20 protein-coding genes are annotated in these 15,121 nt (G+C 58.6%); 13 read left to right on the top strand and 7 right to left on the bottom strand.

Annotation, left to right across the window (positions count from 1 at the left end; all coding sequences use genetic code 11):
* Positions 1-390: 390 nt before the first annotated feature.
* The 5 genes from NP945_RS30865 to NP945_RS30880 all read left to right on the top strand — a co-directional run bounded on the left by NP945_RS30865 (position 391) and on the right by NP945_RS30880 (position 3,861).
* On the top strand, positions 391-1,059 hold the full coding sequence (locus NP945_RS30865; protein ID WP_256748473.1) for a Crp/Fnr family transcriptional regulator: 669 nt from the start codon (positions 391-393) through the stop codon (positions 1,057-1,059).
* A 145-nt stretch (positions 1,060-1,204) separates the two neighbouring features.
* On the top strand, positions 1,205-1,969 hold the full coding sequence (locus NP945_RS30870) for an ATP-dependent DNA ligase (RefSeq protein ID WP_256748426.1): 765 nt from the start codon (positions 1,205-1,207) through the stop codon (positions 1,967-1,969).
* A 697-nt stretch (positions 1,970-2,666) separates the two neighbouring features.
* The gene (locus tag NP945_RS30875) at positions 2,667-2,843 is read left to right on the top strand and encodes a histidine kinase dimerization/phosphoacceptor domain -containing protein (RefSeq protein ID WP_256748427.1); all 177 of its coding nucleotides are present in this window, start codon (positions 2,667-2,669) and stop codon (positions 2,841-2,843) included.
* 190 nt (positions 2,844-3,033) lie between these two features.
* A complete protein-coding gene (locus NP945_RS32075; RefSeq protein WP_372338000.1) occupies positions 3,034-3,288 on the top strand; it encodes a hypothetical protein in 255 nt (84 codons plus the stop codon).
* An 84-nt stretch (positions 3,289-3,372) separates the two neighbouring features.
* On the top strand, positions 3,373-3,861 hold the full coding sequence (locus NP945_RS30880) for a GNAT family N-acetyltransferase (protein ID WP_256748428.1): 489 nt from the start codon (positions 3,373-3,375) through the stop codon (positions 3,859-3,861).
* A 212-nt stretch (positions 3,862-4,073) separates the two neighbouring features.
* On the opposite strand, the gene NP945_RS30885 is transcribed toward NP945_RS30880, so the two are convergent.
* The gene (locus NP945_RS30885; protein WP_256748429.1) at positions 4,074-4,382 is read right to left on the bottom strand and encodes a DUF1236 domain-containing protein; all 309 of its coding nucleotides are present in this window, start codon (positions 4,380-4,382) and stop codon (positions 4,074-4,076) included.
* Between the two features lie 51 nt (positions 4,383-4,433).
* Positions 4,434-4,652 (bottom strand): hypothetical protein, encoded by a 219-nt coding sequence (locus NP945_RS30890; RefSeq protein ID WP_127808031.1) that lies wholly within the window; start codon positions 4,650-4,652, stop codon positions 4,434-4,436.
* A gap of 192 nt (positions 4,653-4,844) precedes the next feature.
* Between NP945_RS30890 and NP945_RS30895 the strand changes: the two genes are divergently transcribed.
* Complete coding sequence (locus NP945_RS30895; RefSeq protein ID WP_256748430.1) at positions 4,845-5,084, top strand: hypothetical protein; 240 nt, start codon at positions 4,845-4,847, stop codon at positions 5,082-5,084.
* 146 nt (positions 5,085-5,230) lie between these two features.
* Here the strand turns inward: NP945_RS30895 and NP945_RS30900 are convergent, their stop codons facing one another.
* Positions 5,231-5,461 (bottom strand): hypothetical protein, encoded by a 231-nt coding sequence (locus NP945_RS30900; RefSeq protein WP_256748431.1) that lies wholly within the window; start codon positions 5,459-5,461, stop codon positions 5,231-5,233.
* Between the two features lie 229 nt (positions 5,462-5,690).
* Positions 5,691-6,419, bottom strand: a complete 729-nt coding sequence (locus NP945_RS30905) for a Crp/Fnr family transcriptional regulator (protein ID WP_256748432.1) — start codon at positions 6,417-6,419, stop codon at positions 5,691-5,693.
* A 1,352-nt stretch (positions 6,420-7,771) separates the two neighbouring features.
* Here NP945_RS30905 and NP945_RS30910 point away from each other — a divergent pair.
* Positions 7,772-7,993 (top strand): hypothetical protein, encoded by a 222-nt coding sequence (locus NP945_RS30910; RefSeq protein WP_256748433.1) that lies wholly within the window; start codon positions 7,772-7,774, stop codon positions 7,991-7,993.
* A gap of 599 nt (positions 7,994-8,592) precedes the next feature.
* On the opposite strand, the gene NP945_RS30915 is transcribed toward NP945_RS30910, so the two are convergent.
* The 3 genes from NP945_RS30915 to NP945_RS30925 form a co-directional block, all read right to left on the bottom strand.
* A complete protein-coding gene (locus NP945_RS30915) occupies positions 8,593-8,835 on the bottom strand; it encodes a DUF982 domain-containing protein (RefSeq protein WP_256748434.1) in 243 nt (80 codons plus the stop codon).
* Complete coding sequence (locus tag NP945_RS30920; RefSeq protein WP_256748435.1) at positions 8,835-9,065, bottom strand: hypothetical protein; 231 nt, start codon at positions 9,063-9,065, stop codon at positions 8,835-8,837. The genes NP945_RS30915 and NP945_RS30920 overlap by 1 nt, the downstream gene beginning before the upstream one ends.
* A 366-nt stretch (positions 9,066-9,431) precedes the next feature.
* Complete coding sequence (locus NP945_RS30925) at positions 9,432-9,713, bottom strand: hypothetical protein (protein WP_256748436.1); 282 nt, start codon at positions 9,711-9,713, stop codon at positions 9,432-9,434.
* Between the two features lie 579 nt (positions 9,714-10,292).
* Between NP945_RS30925 and NP945_RS30930 the strand changes: the two genes are divergently transcribed.
* The 6 genes from NP945_RS30930 (at position 10,293) to NP945_RS30950 (ending at position 15,030) form a co-directional block, all read left to right on the top strand.
* Complete coding sequence (locus tag NP945_RS30930; RefSeq protein ID WP_256748437.1) at positions 10,293-11,036, top strand: Crp/Fnr family transcriptional regulator; 744 nt, start codon at positions 10,293-10,295, stop codon at positions 11,034-11,036.
* Between the two features lie 8 nt (positions 11,037-11,044).
* Complete coding sequence (locus NP945_RS32080) at positions 11,045-11,182, top strand: hypothetical protein (protein WP_372338001.1); 138 nt, start codon at positions 11,045-11,047, stop codon at positions 11,180-11,182.
* 731 nt (positions 11,183-11,913) lie between these two features.
* Positions 11,914-12,870: an AraC family transcriptional regulator gene (locus NP945_RS30935; RefSeq protein ID WP_256748438.1), complete on the top strand. Its 957-nt coding sequence runs from the start codon at positions 11,914-11,916 to the stop codon at positions 12,868-12,870.
* 129 nt (positions 12,871-12,999) lie between these two features.
* Positions 13,000-13,707 carry a nitroreductase family protein gene (locus NP945_RS30940; protein ID WP_256748439.1) on the top strand — a complete coding sequence of 236 codons (708 nt, stop codon included), beginning with the start codon at positions 13,000-13,002 and terminating at the stop codon, positions 13,705-13,707.
* 34 nt (positions 13,708-13,741) lie between these two features.
* On the top strand, positions 13,742-14,326 hold the full coding sequence (locus NP945_RS30945; RefSeq protein ID WP_256748440.1) for a carboxymuconolactone decarboxylase family protein: 585 nt from the start codon (positions 13,742-13,744) through the stop codon (positions 14,324-14,326).
* Positions 14,323-15,030 (top strand): FMN-dependent NADH-azoreductase, encoded by a 708-nt coding sequence (locus tag NP945_RS30950; protein WP_256748441.1) that lies wholly within the window; start codon positions 14,323-14,325, stop codon positions 15,028-15,030. Before NP945_RS30945 ends, NP945_RS30950 begins: the two co-directional genes overlap by 4 nt.
* The last annotated feature ends 91 nt before the right edge of the window (positions 15,031-15,121 follow it).

The raw sequence follows: 15,121 nt of genomic DNA on the forward strand, positions 1-15,121 counted from the left end.
GACCTCGCATTGGCTGCGGAGAAGGCGAGCCTCGCGTGTCAATCCCGTGCCCTCACGGCGGAGCCTTTCCAAGCGATCTGTTGGGGGAATTGTGATCATCCATTTCCGAACACTTCCATCCGGAGTACGTCAACGAAGCGCGCCGGAAGGTTGTAATCGTACATTTCCAGAGAAATTCTGGGACTCTCAGAGCCTGGAGGAGTACGTTCGGTCATCGGCGACAACTTTTCAGGGCGTCGCCGGCTGTGAGCGAAGATCATGCTTCCGCCCCACAAGGGAGACGAAGCTATGACAGAGCCCAATGCCCCACTCGTCACGCCAAATGACCGCGACAGCACCCAGCGGATCGAAATCCGGCCTGGTACCTATCGAAATGAACTGTTGCGGCGTATGTGCCCAACCGACATTGCCCTATTGGAGCCTCACCTGCACCGCCAATTTCTGGGGCTCAGGACACAGCTCGAAACGGCGAACGTTCCGATCAAGGCCGTCTACTTCTTTGAAAGCGGGATTGGTTCGGTGGTGGCGAAACTTCGAACAGACGTTGACACGGAAGTCGGAATGATCGGCTTCGAAGGTATGACTGGCTCTGCGCTCGTTATGGGCGACGATCGATCGGCGCATGATTGCTACATTCAATTGGATGCCGAGGTTTTTTGCATCGATGTCATTCCGGTTAGGTCGATGCTATCAGAAAGCCCATCGTTGCGAACCTTCCTGCTGCGCTATGCCCACTACTTCCACATCCAGGCTAGCTTCACCGGGCTGATCAATGCCCGTTTGAAACTGGAGGAGCGCCTGGCGAGGTGGCTGGTGATGTGCGGCGACCGCGTCGACGGCGAACCATTGGCCATAACGCATGAGTTCCTCTCAGTGATGCTCGGAGTCAGAAGGCCGGGCGTCACGGTCGCGCTGCAGACATTGGAGGGACGAGGGCTGATCCGTTCCAATCGCGGTGAGATCATCATCCGGGATCGGGCAGGTCTGATCAAGATGGCGAACGGATCTTATGGCAGGCCCGAAGCTGAGTACGCGCGCCTGGTCGGACACATCCACTGATTGTTGGGATCCGGATGCGGCCCGCCCAGGATCGTTTGCCGCTGTCGGTTCCAGCGGCTGGTGCCCCGGCCTTTCGTGCCAGAAGATGACCTGGCGCAGATCGCGCATGTCCACCTTTTGCCCGCATGTCGGGCAGGTATAGAATATGCTACCAGGTCCTTGCCGGACCAGGCCGCCACCATCGGTGCTGGGCTGCTCGTCATCGACGTACAAGACGATTGTCGAGGCGGCGGCAACCCTTTCCCCCAAGTCGGCGATCATCGACGGCGAGGCAATTGTCCTCAACAAGAAGGGCGTGTCGGATTTCCATTCGCTGCGGTCGGCTATGCGATGGGCGCCGGATCGGATCATCTTCGTCGCCTTCGATCTGCTGTATCTGGACGGGGTCAACCTGCGCCCCGCGCCTTTGCTGGAACGTCGGGAAAAGCTGTTCGAACTCGTCGAGCCTGCCAAGGGCGTGATCCAGTACAGTCACCATGTCCATGGCGGCGGGGCCGACTTCTACGCCGCGGTTGATCGCATGGGCCTGGAGGGAATGGTGTCGAAGCGACCTGACAGCGTCTATCGGTCAGGCGATACCGAAGCGTGGCTGAAAACCAAATGCTACGAGGAAATCGACTTTGAGGTTGCCGGCGTGCAGCTAAAACCGGGATCGGCTCCCCTCGCTTTGATGGCAACGCGCGATGCGGAACGCCGCTACGTAGGATCAGCAAACATCGCCCTGACCAAAGCCATGCGCGAACGCCTATGGGCCAAGGTCGAGGAGGGGAAAGGCACGCCACCGAAGGGAGCCGACAAGCCGGACGCCGAATGGATCAAACCTGGCCTTGTCGGACGAGTGAAGACCCTTAAGCGCGAGGACAAGCTACGCCACGCGACCTTGCGGGCTATCCGCGAGTCAAAGGCGTGACGGGCCGATAAATGATGCGCATCGCCCGCAATGCACATCTCCGGAGGCGTGGGAGGGGTGGCCGGCGCCTGTGGCGGGTTTGTTTGGAGCCGGCCGGGCTGGCGGGGTGGGCCGCCGCAAGAACAAGCTAATATATGGCCGACCCTGTGATATGGCTGCTATCGCGGAATGGCTGTCGCTTCGGCCCTGAGCCGATCCATGAGGGCGAAGCTCTGGCAAGGCCATCACTGAGACGGTCGGTCTTCTTACGAGTAAGCCCGCCGCTGAGGACACGATTACAGCGGCGGGCCTTGCACTTGCACCAGAGCTTGGATTTGAGGAGGGGAATCTCAACCAAGCACATTTCCAACTTCGATTTCAGAAACAGGTTCCACCCCTACGAACAGATTTGATCGCGGGTGGCCCGCCACTGGGTCTCGACACCCCAGTGACGGGCCGTGCATGGCTGTTTCAAGGAGATTTCCTTACCAAGCCCATCCACAACTTCGATTTCAGACCCATGTTCCCAAGGGGGCGTGCAAAAGATCACGCACCTGATGGCAATCAGGACCGTCTTGTGGCGGGCAGTTCAAGCCGACGTAGACCTACAGCCCTCGGCGCCGTCGGTGACATATCCGATGAAACATAGGTGGGCTTTGTAGGTTTCGGGCCGCATGGGTGAACAGCAGCACGATGCTGCGCGAGATGGAGCATCGGGTTGCCAACAGCCTGCAGATCATTGCCTTCGATCCTGTTGCTGAGGGCACGCTCGGTCACGTCGGAAGAGACGCGCCAGCATCTCAAGGACGCCCATCAGCGCGTTCTATCCGTGGCCGAGGTGCAACGCCATCTCCACACCTCCGCCGGCGTCGACGAAATCGATGTCGGCTCTTAGCTACCGAAGTTGTGCAGCAGCCTTGCCTCGTCGCTGGTCGGCGAAGCTCAGCCGATTACGGTCACCGTCACGGCCGAAGGCGGCAGAATGGACTCGTAGCGTGCCGTCAGCCTGGGACTGATCGTGACCGAACCCGTCCTCAACGCCATCAAATGCCTTCCCCAATCAGAAGGCTGGCGCTCGCATCCAAGTGAGCTACGAGACCGCGGGCAGCGACTGGAAACTGACCGTTTCGGACAATGGCGTCGGCAAGACCGCCAACGACACACCGACTACCGGCCTTGGAACAGCTATCGTCGAGGCTCTGGTCAAACAGTCGGAGGCCAGGATGGATGTCATAAGCGATGCCGATGGGACCAGCGTGTCGATGACCGGGCGACGTTCACCTCGTGGGTGCCGCGGGCGGCATGAAAACCCTAGCGAGGGGCGGCAACCACCGGCTTGATCGGTTCCAGGCTTGTTCACATTACGGTCTTCCCTTACGTAAGATGACGGTGGCGTGACGCCGGGTGCAAGGGGAGGGCTTTGAATGGACATCCTCATTCGCGAACTGGTGGGCCTGGAAGAGATAGCCGCCATCTACCCGCTCTATGAGCAAACCGGGTCCATGCCGGAGGGCTTGTTTCGTGAGCGGCTGGCCGCAATGATCGCCCAAGGCAACTATCGCTGCGTTGCCGCCTTCATCGGTGAAAGGATGGTCGGCATGTCGGGCTTCTGGATAGGGGTACAGCTATGGGCAGGAAAGTGGGCGGAGGCCGACCATGTAGTTGTCGATGCCCAGATGCGCAGTGCTGGCATCGGTGCCAAGCTGATGGCGTGGATCGAGGAGGAAGCAGCGCGTGTCGGCTGCGACATCACCCGCATCTCAATGGTTCTCGGCAAGGAGCGCACACACAAATTCTACAGCCGCAACGGCTATGCCGATGATGCGCTCATTCTGGTGAAGCCGCTGAGTGCGTGGGCCGAGGCCGAGTTCCCAGAATATGCTGCGCACAAGGTGGCGATGGAGCGCGGCTAGAACGCCGCATCAGCGAAGTAGTTGAGGCGGGTGTCGCCCGTGCCGCTCGCCTCTATCAATGCCATTTCGAGCGAGGCCAAATGTTTCCGTATAGGGCTTCAGTCTGGACCGGGACGGGACTCGAGTTGTCTGCCCAACCGGCACAAGTGTCTGTCTCACAAAGTACGCCCGCCGCTCTTCAGCGGCGGGCGGCTTCCACGTGGTGGATAGTATCATTCGATGATCTGCACGACCTTGCGCGTATCGGGATCTACGAGCACTGCATGATCGCCGACAACGGTGTACTTGTATCTCACGTCGGGGACGTCAATCGTGTGAAGCTCGACGGTATCCGGAAGCGCGGTGCCGACGTTGAGTTCCACACCTAGGAGGCTGACCGATGCGAGCTTTTGCTTGTGGATATATTCGCGAACGACCGTCTGCTGCTCAGGCTTGAGGATCAGCACGTCACCGGCAAACGAAGTGCCGATACCGGCCATGAGCATGAGAGCGCCTGTTGCGCTGACGACAAATTTTTTCATTTGGAAAGTCCTTCTCGGGATTTGGAGATAAGTCAGCGGTGCCAAGTGGCGTTAGCCAGCAGGGGCAGGAGCTGAGGGCTTGGAGGGCGCGGCTGGCGCTTCCACTTTTGGCGCCTCGACCTTGACGTTGATATCCTTGCCGCTTCCACCTTGAATGTTGATAACGCCGGTGAAAATCAGCAAGACAACGATTGCGATCAGTCCGAGAACAACGGCGACCGCAGTGCCGCCGCCACCTCCCGAATTGACAACAGTTGGGCCATCGGCCATGATTTCCTCTCCTATTTCAATCGGTTACGGATCATCAACGTTGCCCGCCGCGTTGCGTTCCGCCGTGGGGCTAAGGTCTGCGGAGCGCTCCGACTGAGGTCTTACGGTGCAACCTGTATGGACCGGATGCGTTACCGCCGGGCCGCCGACCGTAGTTCCAGCTTCGGTCATGAATAGTGGGAGCAAGAAGCGTTGAACTTGATCCAGAGATCCGATGTCGGTGACGGCGCAAACCGCCCTGCAAATGATAACGATGATGCCGCTCCTGCATTTCTTTCGCCTGTCGACGGCATCTATCTGGCAGACGATGATGAAAACATCGCTGACCTCGTCAGGCGGACCGAGCGCAAGGCCATCGCATTGGTAGTTGGGATGGCGGTCTGCCTGATCTTTGTCCCCGCGCTATGGCTTGCGCTGAGCTACGGAATATAAGACGGTCCTCTTCACCGAAGAAACCTACTTGGCCTAGCGCCCGCATCCGTGCGCACTTGAGGGGTCGTGCTCGTCGCCCATTCTGTAGCAAGTTTGGCCACCAGATAGGTCGCCGCTCGGCCCGTCGTCAGTCCCGCTTCCTCCATTCAGGTCGTCACTTCGAATCTGATCGTAGCCGTGGCGACCGGACGACGGGCCTCATCGAAAACTCGGAGAGCGAGTTCCTTTTGCAGGGTGCCGGGCAGCAATTCCCTTGTGATTTCGACAAGGGCTCTAACCGCTTCATCTATGGCGTCTTGTTGGCTTTCCCACTCCGATCCTTCGTCGTCCGTCGATTCTTCACCATCGTTATGAAAGTCGAAAAAATAGCGCGGCATGTTGAAGCCCCTGTTTCATCCCTCACGAAATCTTTTCGAGGTCGAATTGTTTCGGTAAAAAGTCCCTTCAGGCATCTTTGTACGCTTGTTACTGGTCCCTCTTCCGCCGCAGCGCACCGGCCGAAGATCTTCACATATGCGGACGACGGACCTCCTGAATGTGGTGGATGGACGTCAGATTCCCGTGACCTCTAATGGCAACCCGTTGATTCTTCCAAACGGGCCAACGTCAGGCCTGGAGACGAGCGGACGTATCTCCAAGCAGCCGAACGTAGTCTGCCTCAGGCGGCCCGTAGGTGCCATTTGCAGATGCCAGAAGGCCGCTGCGGTCCCGGATATGCACTTCGCCACGTCGGGAATAGATGAGCCCACGTCCTTCCAGCACCTGAAGCCCAACGGTAACTCCTGGGCGTCTTGCGCCGAGCATGACGGCGAGAAACTCATGGGTGATCGCAAGACGGTTACCTTGCACCCGATCATCACACATCAGAAGCCATCGCGCCAAACGCTCTTCAAGGTTTGATTTTGCGTTGATGAGGGCCGTATAGCTGGTTTGGATGTGGAAGTAGTGGACATAGCGCAAGAGGAAGAGGCGCAACGTCGGGCTCTTCATAAGAGCCGCTTTGAATGGCTCAGCCCCAATCCGGAAAGCGTTGCCGGGCGACTGGACGTAACATTCATGCGGGGCATAGTCAGCGCCCATCACGAGCGCGGCACCGGTCATTCCCTCAACGCCAACAAGCCCTACCTCGGCTTCCTTACTTGAAGCCGTCGCGACCACAGAAGCGATGCCGTCCTCCAGGAAGTAAACCGTCTCGATCTCCAAAGCGGCTTTCTCCAGGTTCATTTTTAAATTGAGGGCACACGGCTCAAGGTGTGGCTGCAGAAGCTCCAGGTCATCGGGGTTAAGCCGACGCAACAATTGGTTTTTATAGGAATCGTTCTCTGGATTGGTCATAGCTCAATCCCGCTTGGGGCAAGAGCTTTCCAATCTCCTTGCCGTCCGCGCCCGTAAAAACGTGCAGACGATCTTGTGACGCTACGCCTCTTGGCGCGACAATCATAGGAGAATGCGAATCGATGCACGGCGAGCCCCCGCCACCGTGATTACAAAAGACCTGGAAGGAATGTCAGAGTTGGAAACGTACCAAGCTCGGGTTTGTACTAAACCGACATTCTGACGCCCCGGCCTTTCGCGTGTCACCCGTCTCCCGTTAACCTGACCAGCGGGAGCGGCAACGGCCTATTCTTGGCTTCTGACCGCAACGATGCGAGTCATGGCCGAGCTTCGCTTCGACTCCCGTGCCCGTCTCGCCATTTTGTACCTGCGTCGCGATCTGACTACTTCTTCCGCCTGCTCGCGCGACATCTCCCCCGCGCGGCCAAACGGCTTCTGTTCTGGCATTCGATTGTCGTTGGAACTTTGTGTCACCGCCATGTCCGTCTCCGTTCGGAGCCGAACTTGGATTTGCCGGAACTGTTCCATGCAGCACCCACTGGTGGTGAGTGTGTTTTCAACTGAGAACGGCCTTATCGCGTGACTCAGATGCCCGAGGTCAAACCCGCCGCACTGCATCTAGTTTGCATCAGAAACGCTATCTAGAACCCGGTGAGAGCACGTCGAGCAGGTGGAGGTATTCAGTCAATCTTGCCGGGCCGACCGGCCTTGGATTCCTCCAAGTCCAACTGGGCGCGACTGGCATGAAGCAATGCTGCGATCAAATCTTCGTCGGCTGACTTTTTGCCGGTGTATAGACGCACCAGCTCGCGGGCCTGGACCTTCCAATCGGAAGCCGGGTTATCCCTGACGGCTGACGTAAGAGCCCGGGAGAGTATGTCAAAATCGAACAACGAAATACTCGGTCGGCTTCCTTTCACGGCCAAATCCATCCTGTTGATCTGCGGCGTTCGCGACACTCGAAAGGTGGACAATGACGAGCATCGGCATCACCCAAAATAGGTCCATTCCTTCACGTGCTCAATTTTCGGAAGCTCTCGGTGACCGATCATAGGACGTAGCGGCGCAGCGTAAATACCGCAGGGCAGCACCACCGCAATAACAAAGGTTAAGCGATAGGCACAAAGCCGACTAGCTGCGTCCAGCTTACCTCTCCGGCGCCCTGCCGTTCGCCGACGGCGTCAAATTAGCGGAACCTAATCTCCCGGCGTAGCTTGTCTTGAAATGAACGATCATGCCGAGAAGCTGGTACCCGGCCCTGCACCAAAGTGTGAGAACCGGAAGGGAATCTTGATCTCGGCCGCAGTCGTTGTGTTTGCGTTCTGTGCTCTTGGCGGCTGGTGGATCTTTAGATGAGCACACGCGGCATGAACTTTCTGCACAAATGGATTGCTAGCGACATCCCGGAGACAGCGCCTCCCGATGCGGTCTCAATCGGAGAACTCACCCATAAGCTCTTGGCCGACGCCAAAGCAGTCGGCATCAAGAGGATAGAGCTGGATGAGGATGTGGATAGCCTTTACCGCATCTTCGTCGAAGCCATCGCTCACTTCGACGCCGGAATCCCAGAGTAGGTCCGCCGAGCTACGGTCTCATTCAAACAGCCGATGCATCCGCTGGCGGGATTTTTATCAAATGGCGATGCCGTTCGAACAACACTAGCTTGTCTGGGTAGCCGAGACGAATCTTAGCATCGCACGTCTCGCAGCGAAACATGGATATCACCTTGAACCATGACCCTCGCCTTACAATAGGATGGGAGCATTTGGGACAGTCGAAGACAAGCTCCGCATCCTCCAACTCATTAGGTATGGGCATTGATAGTCCCTTTTGGGGAGTTTCGATCCATTTGGCAAACCGCGGTCGGGATAAGCCCCGTGACCGTGGCCAAAGATTGGATAGTCATTCGTCCATCCCACGCAGAACGCGTCAACGCTAACACACTACCGCCCATCCCAAATTTGAGGTTAGGGTTCGCCCGCCAATGCGAACCGACGAGCGAACCCTAAACGACGCAGGAAGGGACGTGGCTGCGCCTGCGCACCAACTGCTATCGTCCGCGACAGTTCCTGTCGGAAGCCACGCCCAGACCATTGCGTTTTGGCGGCGGGACTTAGGTCCGGCCCATGAACTCCGGAACGTTGTAGAGGGATTCCTCGACGCACAGACATTGCTAATCGGGCAGCAGCATGTCCTCCTCCTCAGCCGCACCCTCGAAGAGTAGACGGAAGTCGTTTGTCGGCATCTTGCCATCCATCGCCGTCAGGCAGGCCTCCGCCGCCAGTCGCCATTTGGGACCACGGTTGGACCATTTCAGTAGTTCTTCGGCGGCAGTATCGATACGGCTGACCCCAAGCCGGACCCCCGGTCGGTCGGTCTTGACGTAGACAGGCGGGTTGAACCAACGAAGCGGCATCAGGGTTCGCCCACGTCGAAAGCAACGAACAGTCCCCATTTTGTGGCACAATCGACGACCATCGCGACCAACTGGCAGTCGGCTTCCATCAGACCGGGGCCAAGCTCGCGCATGGTTGTAATGATCACTTTCACGGAGATAACGTCGCCCGGTTGAAAGTCCTTCAGGAGCTCGCGAACCAGTTCCTTGGCCGTGCGCTGTGCAGGCCAAACAGGTGTTTGAATATCCATCCCATCCTCCCAGAGAGACAGAACGCAACCACTCATTCTCAGGCCCACTTCCTTACAAAATCAAGAGCCGGAAACGTACAAAGCGGGTTGCAACGCGGGCGCTCCCCTTTGGATCTGGGCCTTGCCAGCGAGAACCTCAACTCTCATGGTCATGCCAGCACAGTGCGGAAAGTCGTGGATTTTGGGCGCGGGCAATTGCATCCCGCAGGACAGCTAGACGGTGATCTTAAGCATCAAACCGACGAGCGAGCGCCGAGGCCTGCGCCTGCGCTTGACCGGATCGACTGTCCTGTCGGTGATCTGCCAAACATATACCCCGATGGGAGATGCTCCCATTCGAGATGCATCGTGCGGAAGATGGTAGGGTTACGGCCGCAGAAGCGCCCCGCCAAACTGCGCCCACAAGCGTTCGCACTCTCTTGTCCTTAAGCTCGCCGTGCCCGGCTCGCCATAGAAGACCATGGCTCGGCGAACGTCGTATCCAAGCACGGAGGCGTTGGCCACGAACTGAATGGCCATTCCCACGGTGATGGGACCGATTTCGGCCTCAGCTTTAGTGGTGAGGTCGACCACACCGAAAACTTCCGCATTGGCGCTCCTGCCAGCCAAAACGGCCGTCGAGATCGCACTTTCCACGGCAAGGAGCATTTCGGTTAGTCGTCCACTGAAACGGCTCTACAAACTTTCAAAAGTAAGGATGGTTCCCGTTCACGCGGCATTTCGCAAGTGGAGAGGTGTTCGGCTGCAACAACCAAACTGATCATGCGGCCTTTCTCATGCCTGCGTAGTTGCCATCGATCTGCTGGACCGAACGCTGCTTGACCCAGTTCCTTTCAGCGTCGAGCAGTTCACTCTGCCCAGTCAAGCCGTTCATAAACAACCTGAGTACGTGCGCAGCTATGTGCCCTCCGCTCTCCGAAGCGAGAGGTACGCCGCGCTCTTTGCAGACCGTGTGACAAACTCGGGCCAGCATCTCAATATCGCTCGGCTCCAAAAACCTACCCGGATACAACATACCGTTTCCTTGTTGGACAGTTACGATAGCTGCCCCTTACGCAAGGTCACCAGCAGCCACAATCAACTATGATAGTGACATCTCGATTGTCGCAAAAAAGGCTTCGGTCGCAAGAATGGCCGCGCTTTCTGGCCACGGCCGTCATCCGCTCGGCAGCGCAGCGGAACATTAGCGCCCGCTGTAAGTTGGGAGCCAACCCCAACAGGTTCTTCATGGCGCAGGTTCCTACCTCGAACATTTTGATCCGTAAGCTCCAGACGATCTCTGGCCTCAGACAATCAGACACTGCGATTTTGGAAAGCGTCGCAATTCAGGAGAAGGAATATCAGGCCAATGCGGACATTCTGCGCGACGGCGACCAGCCGACGCTTTCCTTTGTTGTTCTAGACGGCCTGATAGGCTCGACCAAAATGACAGGCGATGGCAAACGCCAGATCACCTCGTTTTTCGTTCCCGGCGATATTCCTGACCTCCATGGACTGCACCTGTCGGTCATGGACTGCAGTTTTACACCTCTAATGCCCTCTCGCGTAGGCTTCATGCGGCATGACGCCCTTCGCGCTATTTGCGACCAGCACCCCTCCATCATGAGGGTTTTTTGGCGCTCGACAGTAATTGATGCGGCGATCTATCGAGAGTGGGTCACCAACGTTGGAAGACGCGACGCCTATACTCGTATGGCTCACATTTTGTGCGAACTCATTGTCCGCCTCCGGGCGGTCGGCCGCATTGAAGATCATGTGGCCCGCCTTCCGATAACGCAGGCTGCGCTTGGTGATGCGCTTGGCCTTTCCACCGTGCACGTGAACCGAGTTCTCCAGGACCTTAGACGCGACGGTCTGATCTCCACCGTTGGTTCCCGTTTTCATGCAGCCGACTGGCCAGGGCTCGTTCGCGCCGGGGATTTTGATGGCACGTATCTGCACCAAAGGGCCGCTAACGCGTCGCGCCAATAGAGGTGTTCATGGCGAGGTATTTCTTTGACAGCGGTGTCAGCGACGAGCTCATAGAAGACCATGAGGGCATCGAATGTGATGGGATCGAGGGAGCATGCCGAGAGGGCATGGACGGGCTCAGAGATTTGGCGCGAGAACTTCTCTAGGACCTCGATAGGCAGCAATTAGCGATCTATGTCAGGGACGAGACTGGTGAAAGGCTGCTGAGCTTGAGCATCACCTCCAGAAGAAGCTGAGCCGCCTTTGAGCTTACCCGTTCCTGTCGTGCAGGAGCTCCAGCGTGTGAACCGGCCGTACGCATCGGCGGGGCCTGATGACAGGCCGCCGCGGCCTTTGCGCCGCAACCAATGAGCTGGTTTAGGCTTGCGCACCTAGGACTGATAGTGGTGCGCGGTCCCAGCGACTAGAATACGTCGATCACCTTGCGGCTCTTCTTTCTTAGGGTCTGCAGTGGCTTGCGCGGATGAATCTCCTGCTGAGGGATCGGCGACTTCGCTAGTGCTGTCCAAGTCTCGCCTGCCTCAGCCTCGCTGTTTCTCCGCACATTCGGCTCGCTCGCTCTCGATCGGGGGCCCCTTGGTTCCTGTGCCAGACGCGCTTCCTTCAACCTCGCGGTCTTGGCAAGGTGGCGTTGCGCCTAAACCTCAACGTGACAAGGGGATAAGCTGGCTCCAGTAGCTAGTGCTCGGCCTTAGAAAGAACGTCCGCTATGCGCCGCATGGCGGCGTTCAATACAAGCCTCTGTTCTGATCTTGGGGCGCTCGGTGACTCGCTCACGAGCTAGGTAAGGTAGCCAGGCTTGGAAACGTGGGGCAACGAGTGGAACAAATGCACGATTACGATAAGATGTTTCACCATTTCCGGTTTTCGAGGTCAAATGTCTGAAGTGGACTGGCTCAGCCATCTCTTGCAGATCATCGCCGTTACCGGCCAGCTCGAGGTCCGCTGCGCCTACGGTGCGCCGTGGCGCGTTGCCTGGAGCAAGGCTGCCGCGAACGAAATTCCCTACCACGTCATCGTCAAGGGCCGGGCCATTCTCGAGGATCCGGAGACGAGAGCAGAAAGGGAGCTGGTGAGCGGAGATATCGTGCTGCTGCCTCACGGCGCGGCGCATGTGCTGCATGACGGCAGCGGGCAAACGCCGATCCGTACGCACGAAAGCGTAGGCTCCGCCGGATGGATGCTGAGCGAGAATGATGCCCAGGGCGAGCAACTCGATCTTTTGTGTGGACGGTTTTTCGTCGCGCCGCCCCATGATCGATTGATCCGTAACTACCTGCCCACAAATCTTGTCGCGCGCTCTATGGACGGCCATGCGGAAGAAGGAATCGGCTCCGCCTCCAACCAACTAGCCGGTCTTGTCGGGCTGATGCGAATGGAGTCCGCCGGTGACAGAGCCGGAGGACGCGCCATTCTCAACGCGCTTTCTTCGGCCCTGTTCACACTGGTCCTGCGCGCGGCGAGCCAATCCGAGGAAGCCCCCGAAGGCTTGCTGGCATTGGCCGGCAATCCACGACTTGCTCCAGCCATTTCTGCGATGTTCGCCGATCCGGCACGGCCTTGGAAACTGCCCGATCTGGCCAACCTATGCGGGATGTCGCGCGCTACGTTCATGCGCCAGTTTCAGGACAAGCTGGGTCGCTCCGCCCTCGATTTGTTGACCGATCTGCGCATGAGTCTGGCCGCCAACGAATTGAAGAAGCCAGCGATCAGCACTGAGGCCGTGGCCGAGACGGTCGGGTATCAATCCGTTTCGGCATTCCGGCATGTCTTCGCCGAAAGGATGGGGATGACGCCGGGGGAGTGGCGGCGACAGGCGCACAACGACAAGTAAGACGCGCATTCTGGAATCCCGAAGACGAATTTTGATCTTTTCCCGCATCATATTGAGTTAATCCAGTCTCGAAATCATCATTCATTACCGTAACCTAGCTCCGCAATCACTTGATAACGGAGCCATCCAATGAACTGCATCAGCCTTGCCACCACCGGACCCGCAACTCGCGTCGCCGCCGAAATCGTCGGGGAGACCGGGAAGAGCGAAAACGCTTTCGCGACCAACGCCGTCATCGAAACGATTCTGAGCCGCAGTGCCGCCAAGTACTACGACCCTGCTGCCACGCTGAGCGACGACCAGATCCGCGACCTGGTGCGTATCGGCACGTCCGCGCCAACCTCCTTCCACCTGCAGAACTGGCGCTTCATCGCCGTACGCTCGCCAGAAGCCAAGGCACGGCTGCGTCCGATCGCCTGGAATCAGCCCGCGATCACCGACGCGGCCGTGACCTTCATCATCATCGGCAGGCTGGCCGATGCCAGCACCGTTCCAGCCCGCCTGGCGCCCGTAGTGGAAGCAGGCATCATGCCGGCACACCTGGTGCCGGATTGGGAAATCCCCGCCCGCGGCTTGTATGACGATCAGCCGCAGCGCCAGCGCGACGAAGCCGTGCGCTCCGCAACCTTCGGCGCCGCGGCGATCATCTACACCGCCCGGTCGCTGGGCCTGGGTTCGACGCCGATGATCGGTTTTGACGCCGAGGCGGTGCACAGTGCGTTCGGCCTCGCCGAAGACGAAGTGCCGGTCATGCTGCTGACCGTCGGGCCAGAGCGAGTTGGCAACTGGCCGCAGAAGCCGCGCATGCCGGTCGCCGATGTGCTGGACTTTGCATAATCCCCGGTCAAATCAAGATCTCATGGAGACTACAATGGCGAGAACCGCTGCGCTGCAGCCGGAACAGATACCGGCTGACTCGAAACAGGCCCTCGATGCTTTTACGAGGAATATCGGGTTCACCCCAAATATGATGGCGGCCTTCGCGCAGAGCCCGATCGCGTTCAACTCCTGGGCCACCCTGCTCGGCTCCCTGAGCAAGACACTCGACGTAAAGACGCGAGACAGCATCGGCCTCGACGTATCCGAAGTGAACGGCTGCAATTACTGCCTGACGGTTCACAGCTTCACGGCCGAACATATGGCCAAGCTGGCGGCCGATGACATCATCCTCGCCCGAAAGGGTCATGCCAAGGATCGGAAGCGGGATGCCGCCGTCCAGTTCGCACGCCAAGTCATCGAGACCCGCGGTCACGTCGACGACGCCGATCTGAAAGCCGTCCGCGATGCTGGCTACAGCGATGCGAACATCATTGAGATCGTCGCGCTTGTGGCCATGTACTCGCTGACGAACTTCTTCAACAACGTGTTCGATCACGAGAAGGACTTCCCCGCCGTCGCGCCGCTGGCTCGATCTGAGCTCGGTCCTGCCCGGCAAAGCATAGGAACAATCCCATGAATATCCTCCATATCGATGTCAGTCCGCGACTGGAATCGCATAGCCGCCAGCTTTCGGCGACGATCGTCGAAAGGCTCCTCAGGATTGCGCCCGGGGCGAGCGTCAGCCGGCGTGATCTTGGGACTGAGCCCCTGCCTCACGCCGCAGCCGACTACGCGGTTCCGCTGTCGTCGCCTGCTACCTTGGCGGCCCCGCCGAAGGGCGCTCTGGATCGCTCCGAGGCGCTTATCCAGGAAGTCGAAGCGGCCGATGTGATCGTCATCGGAACGCCCATGCACAACTTCACCATTCCTTCGGTCCTTAAGGCGTGGATCGACCAGATCCTGCGCGTCGGCCGCACGATGAAGTTGACGCCGGCTGGGAAGGTGGGGATGCTTCGGGACCGTCCGGTGTTTATCGGCGTCGCTTCGGGTGGCGTCTTTACCGGCGCGCGAGCCAACCAGCCCGATTTTCTCACGCCGTATCTGTCGCTGGCGCTGAACTCCATTGGGCTGAAGACCCAGCAATTTATCCCCCTACAGGCCACCGCGTTCGTCGACTGGGATCAGGCGGCATTCGCAAGGGAGAAAGCGCTTGCCGCGCTCGACCTGACCGTCGTGGAAGAGCTTCGCGGCGTCGATGGTCGGCCTGCGGTTCTCTCAAGCACTAGATTTCATCCTGGTGCGCATCCTGTTCCGGGAAGCGTCGCGCTGGCAGCAATTTGAGGGAGCGCCGCAAGCTCTTGGCACGCCCGCATCGTAATCCTCCGCCTCCGCCGGACCGTGAACACGAGGTCTTTCCCATGATTTTACCCCC

The organism is Mesorhizobium sp. LMG17149 (assembly GCF_024518695.1).
Classification (GTDB): Bacteria; Pseudomonadota; Alphaproteobacteria; order Rhizobiales; family Rhizobiaceae; genus Mesorhizobium.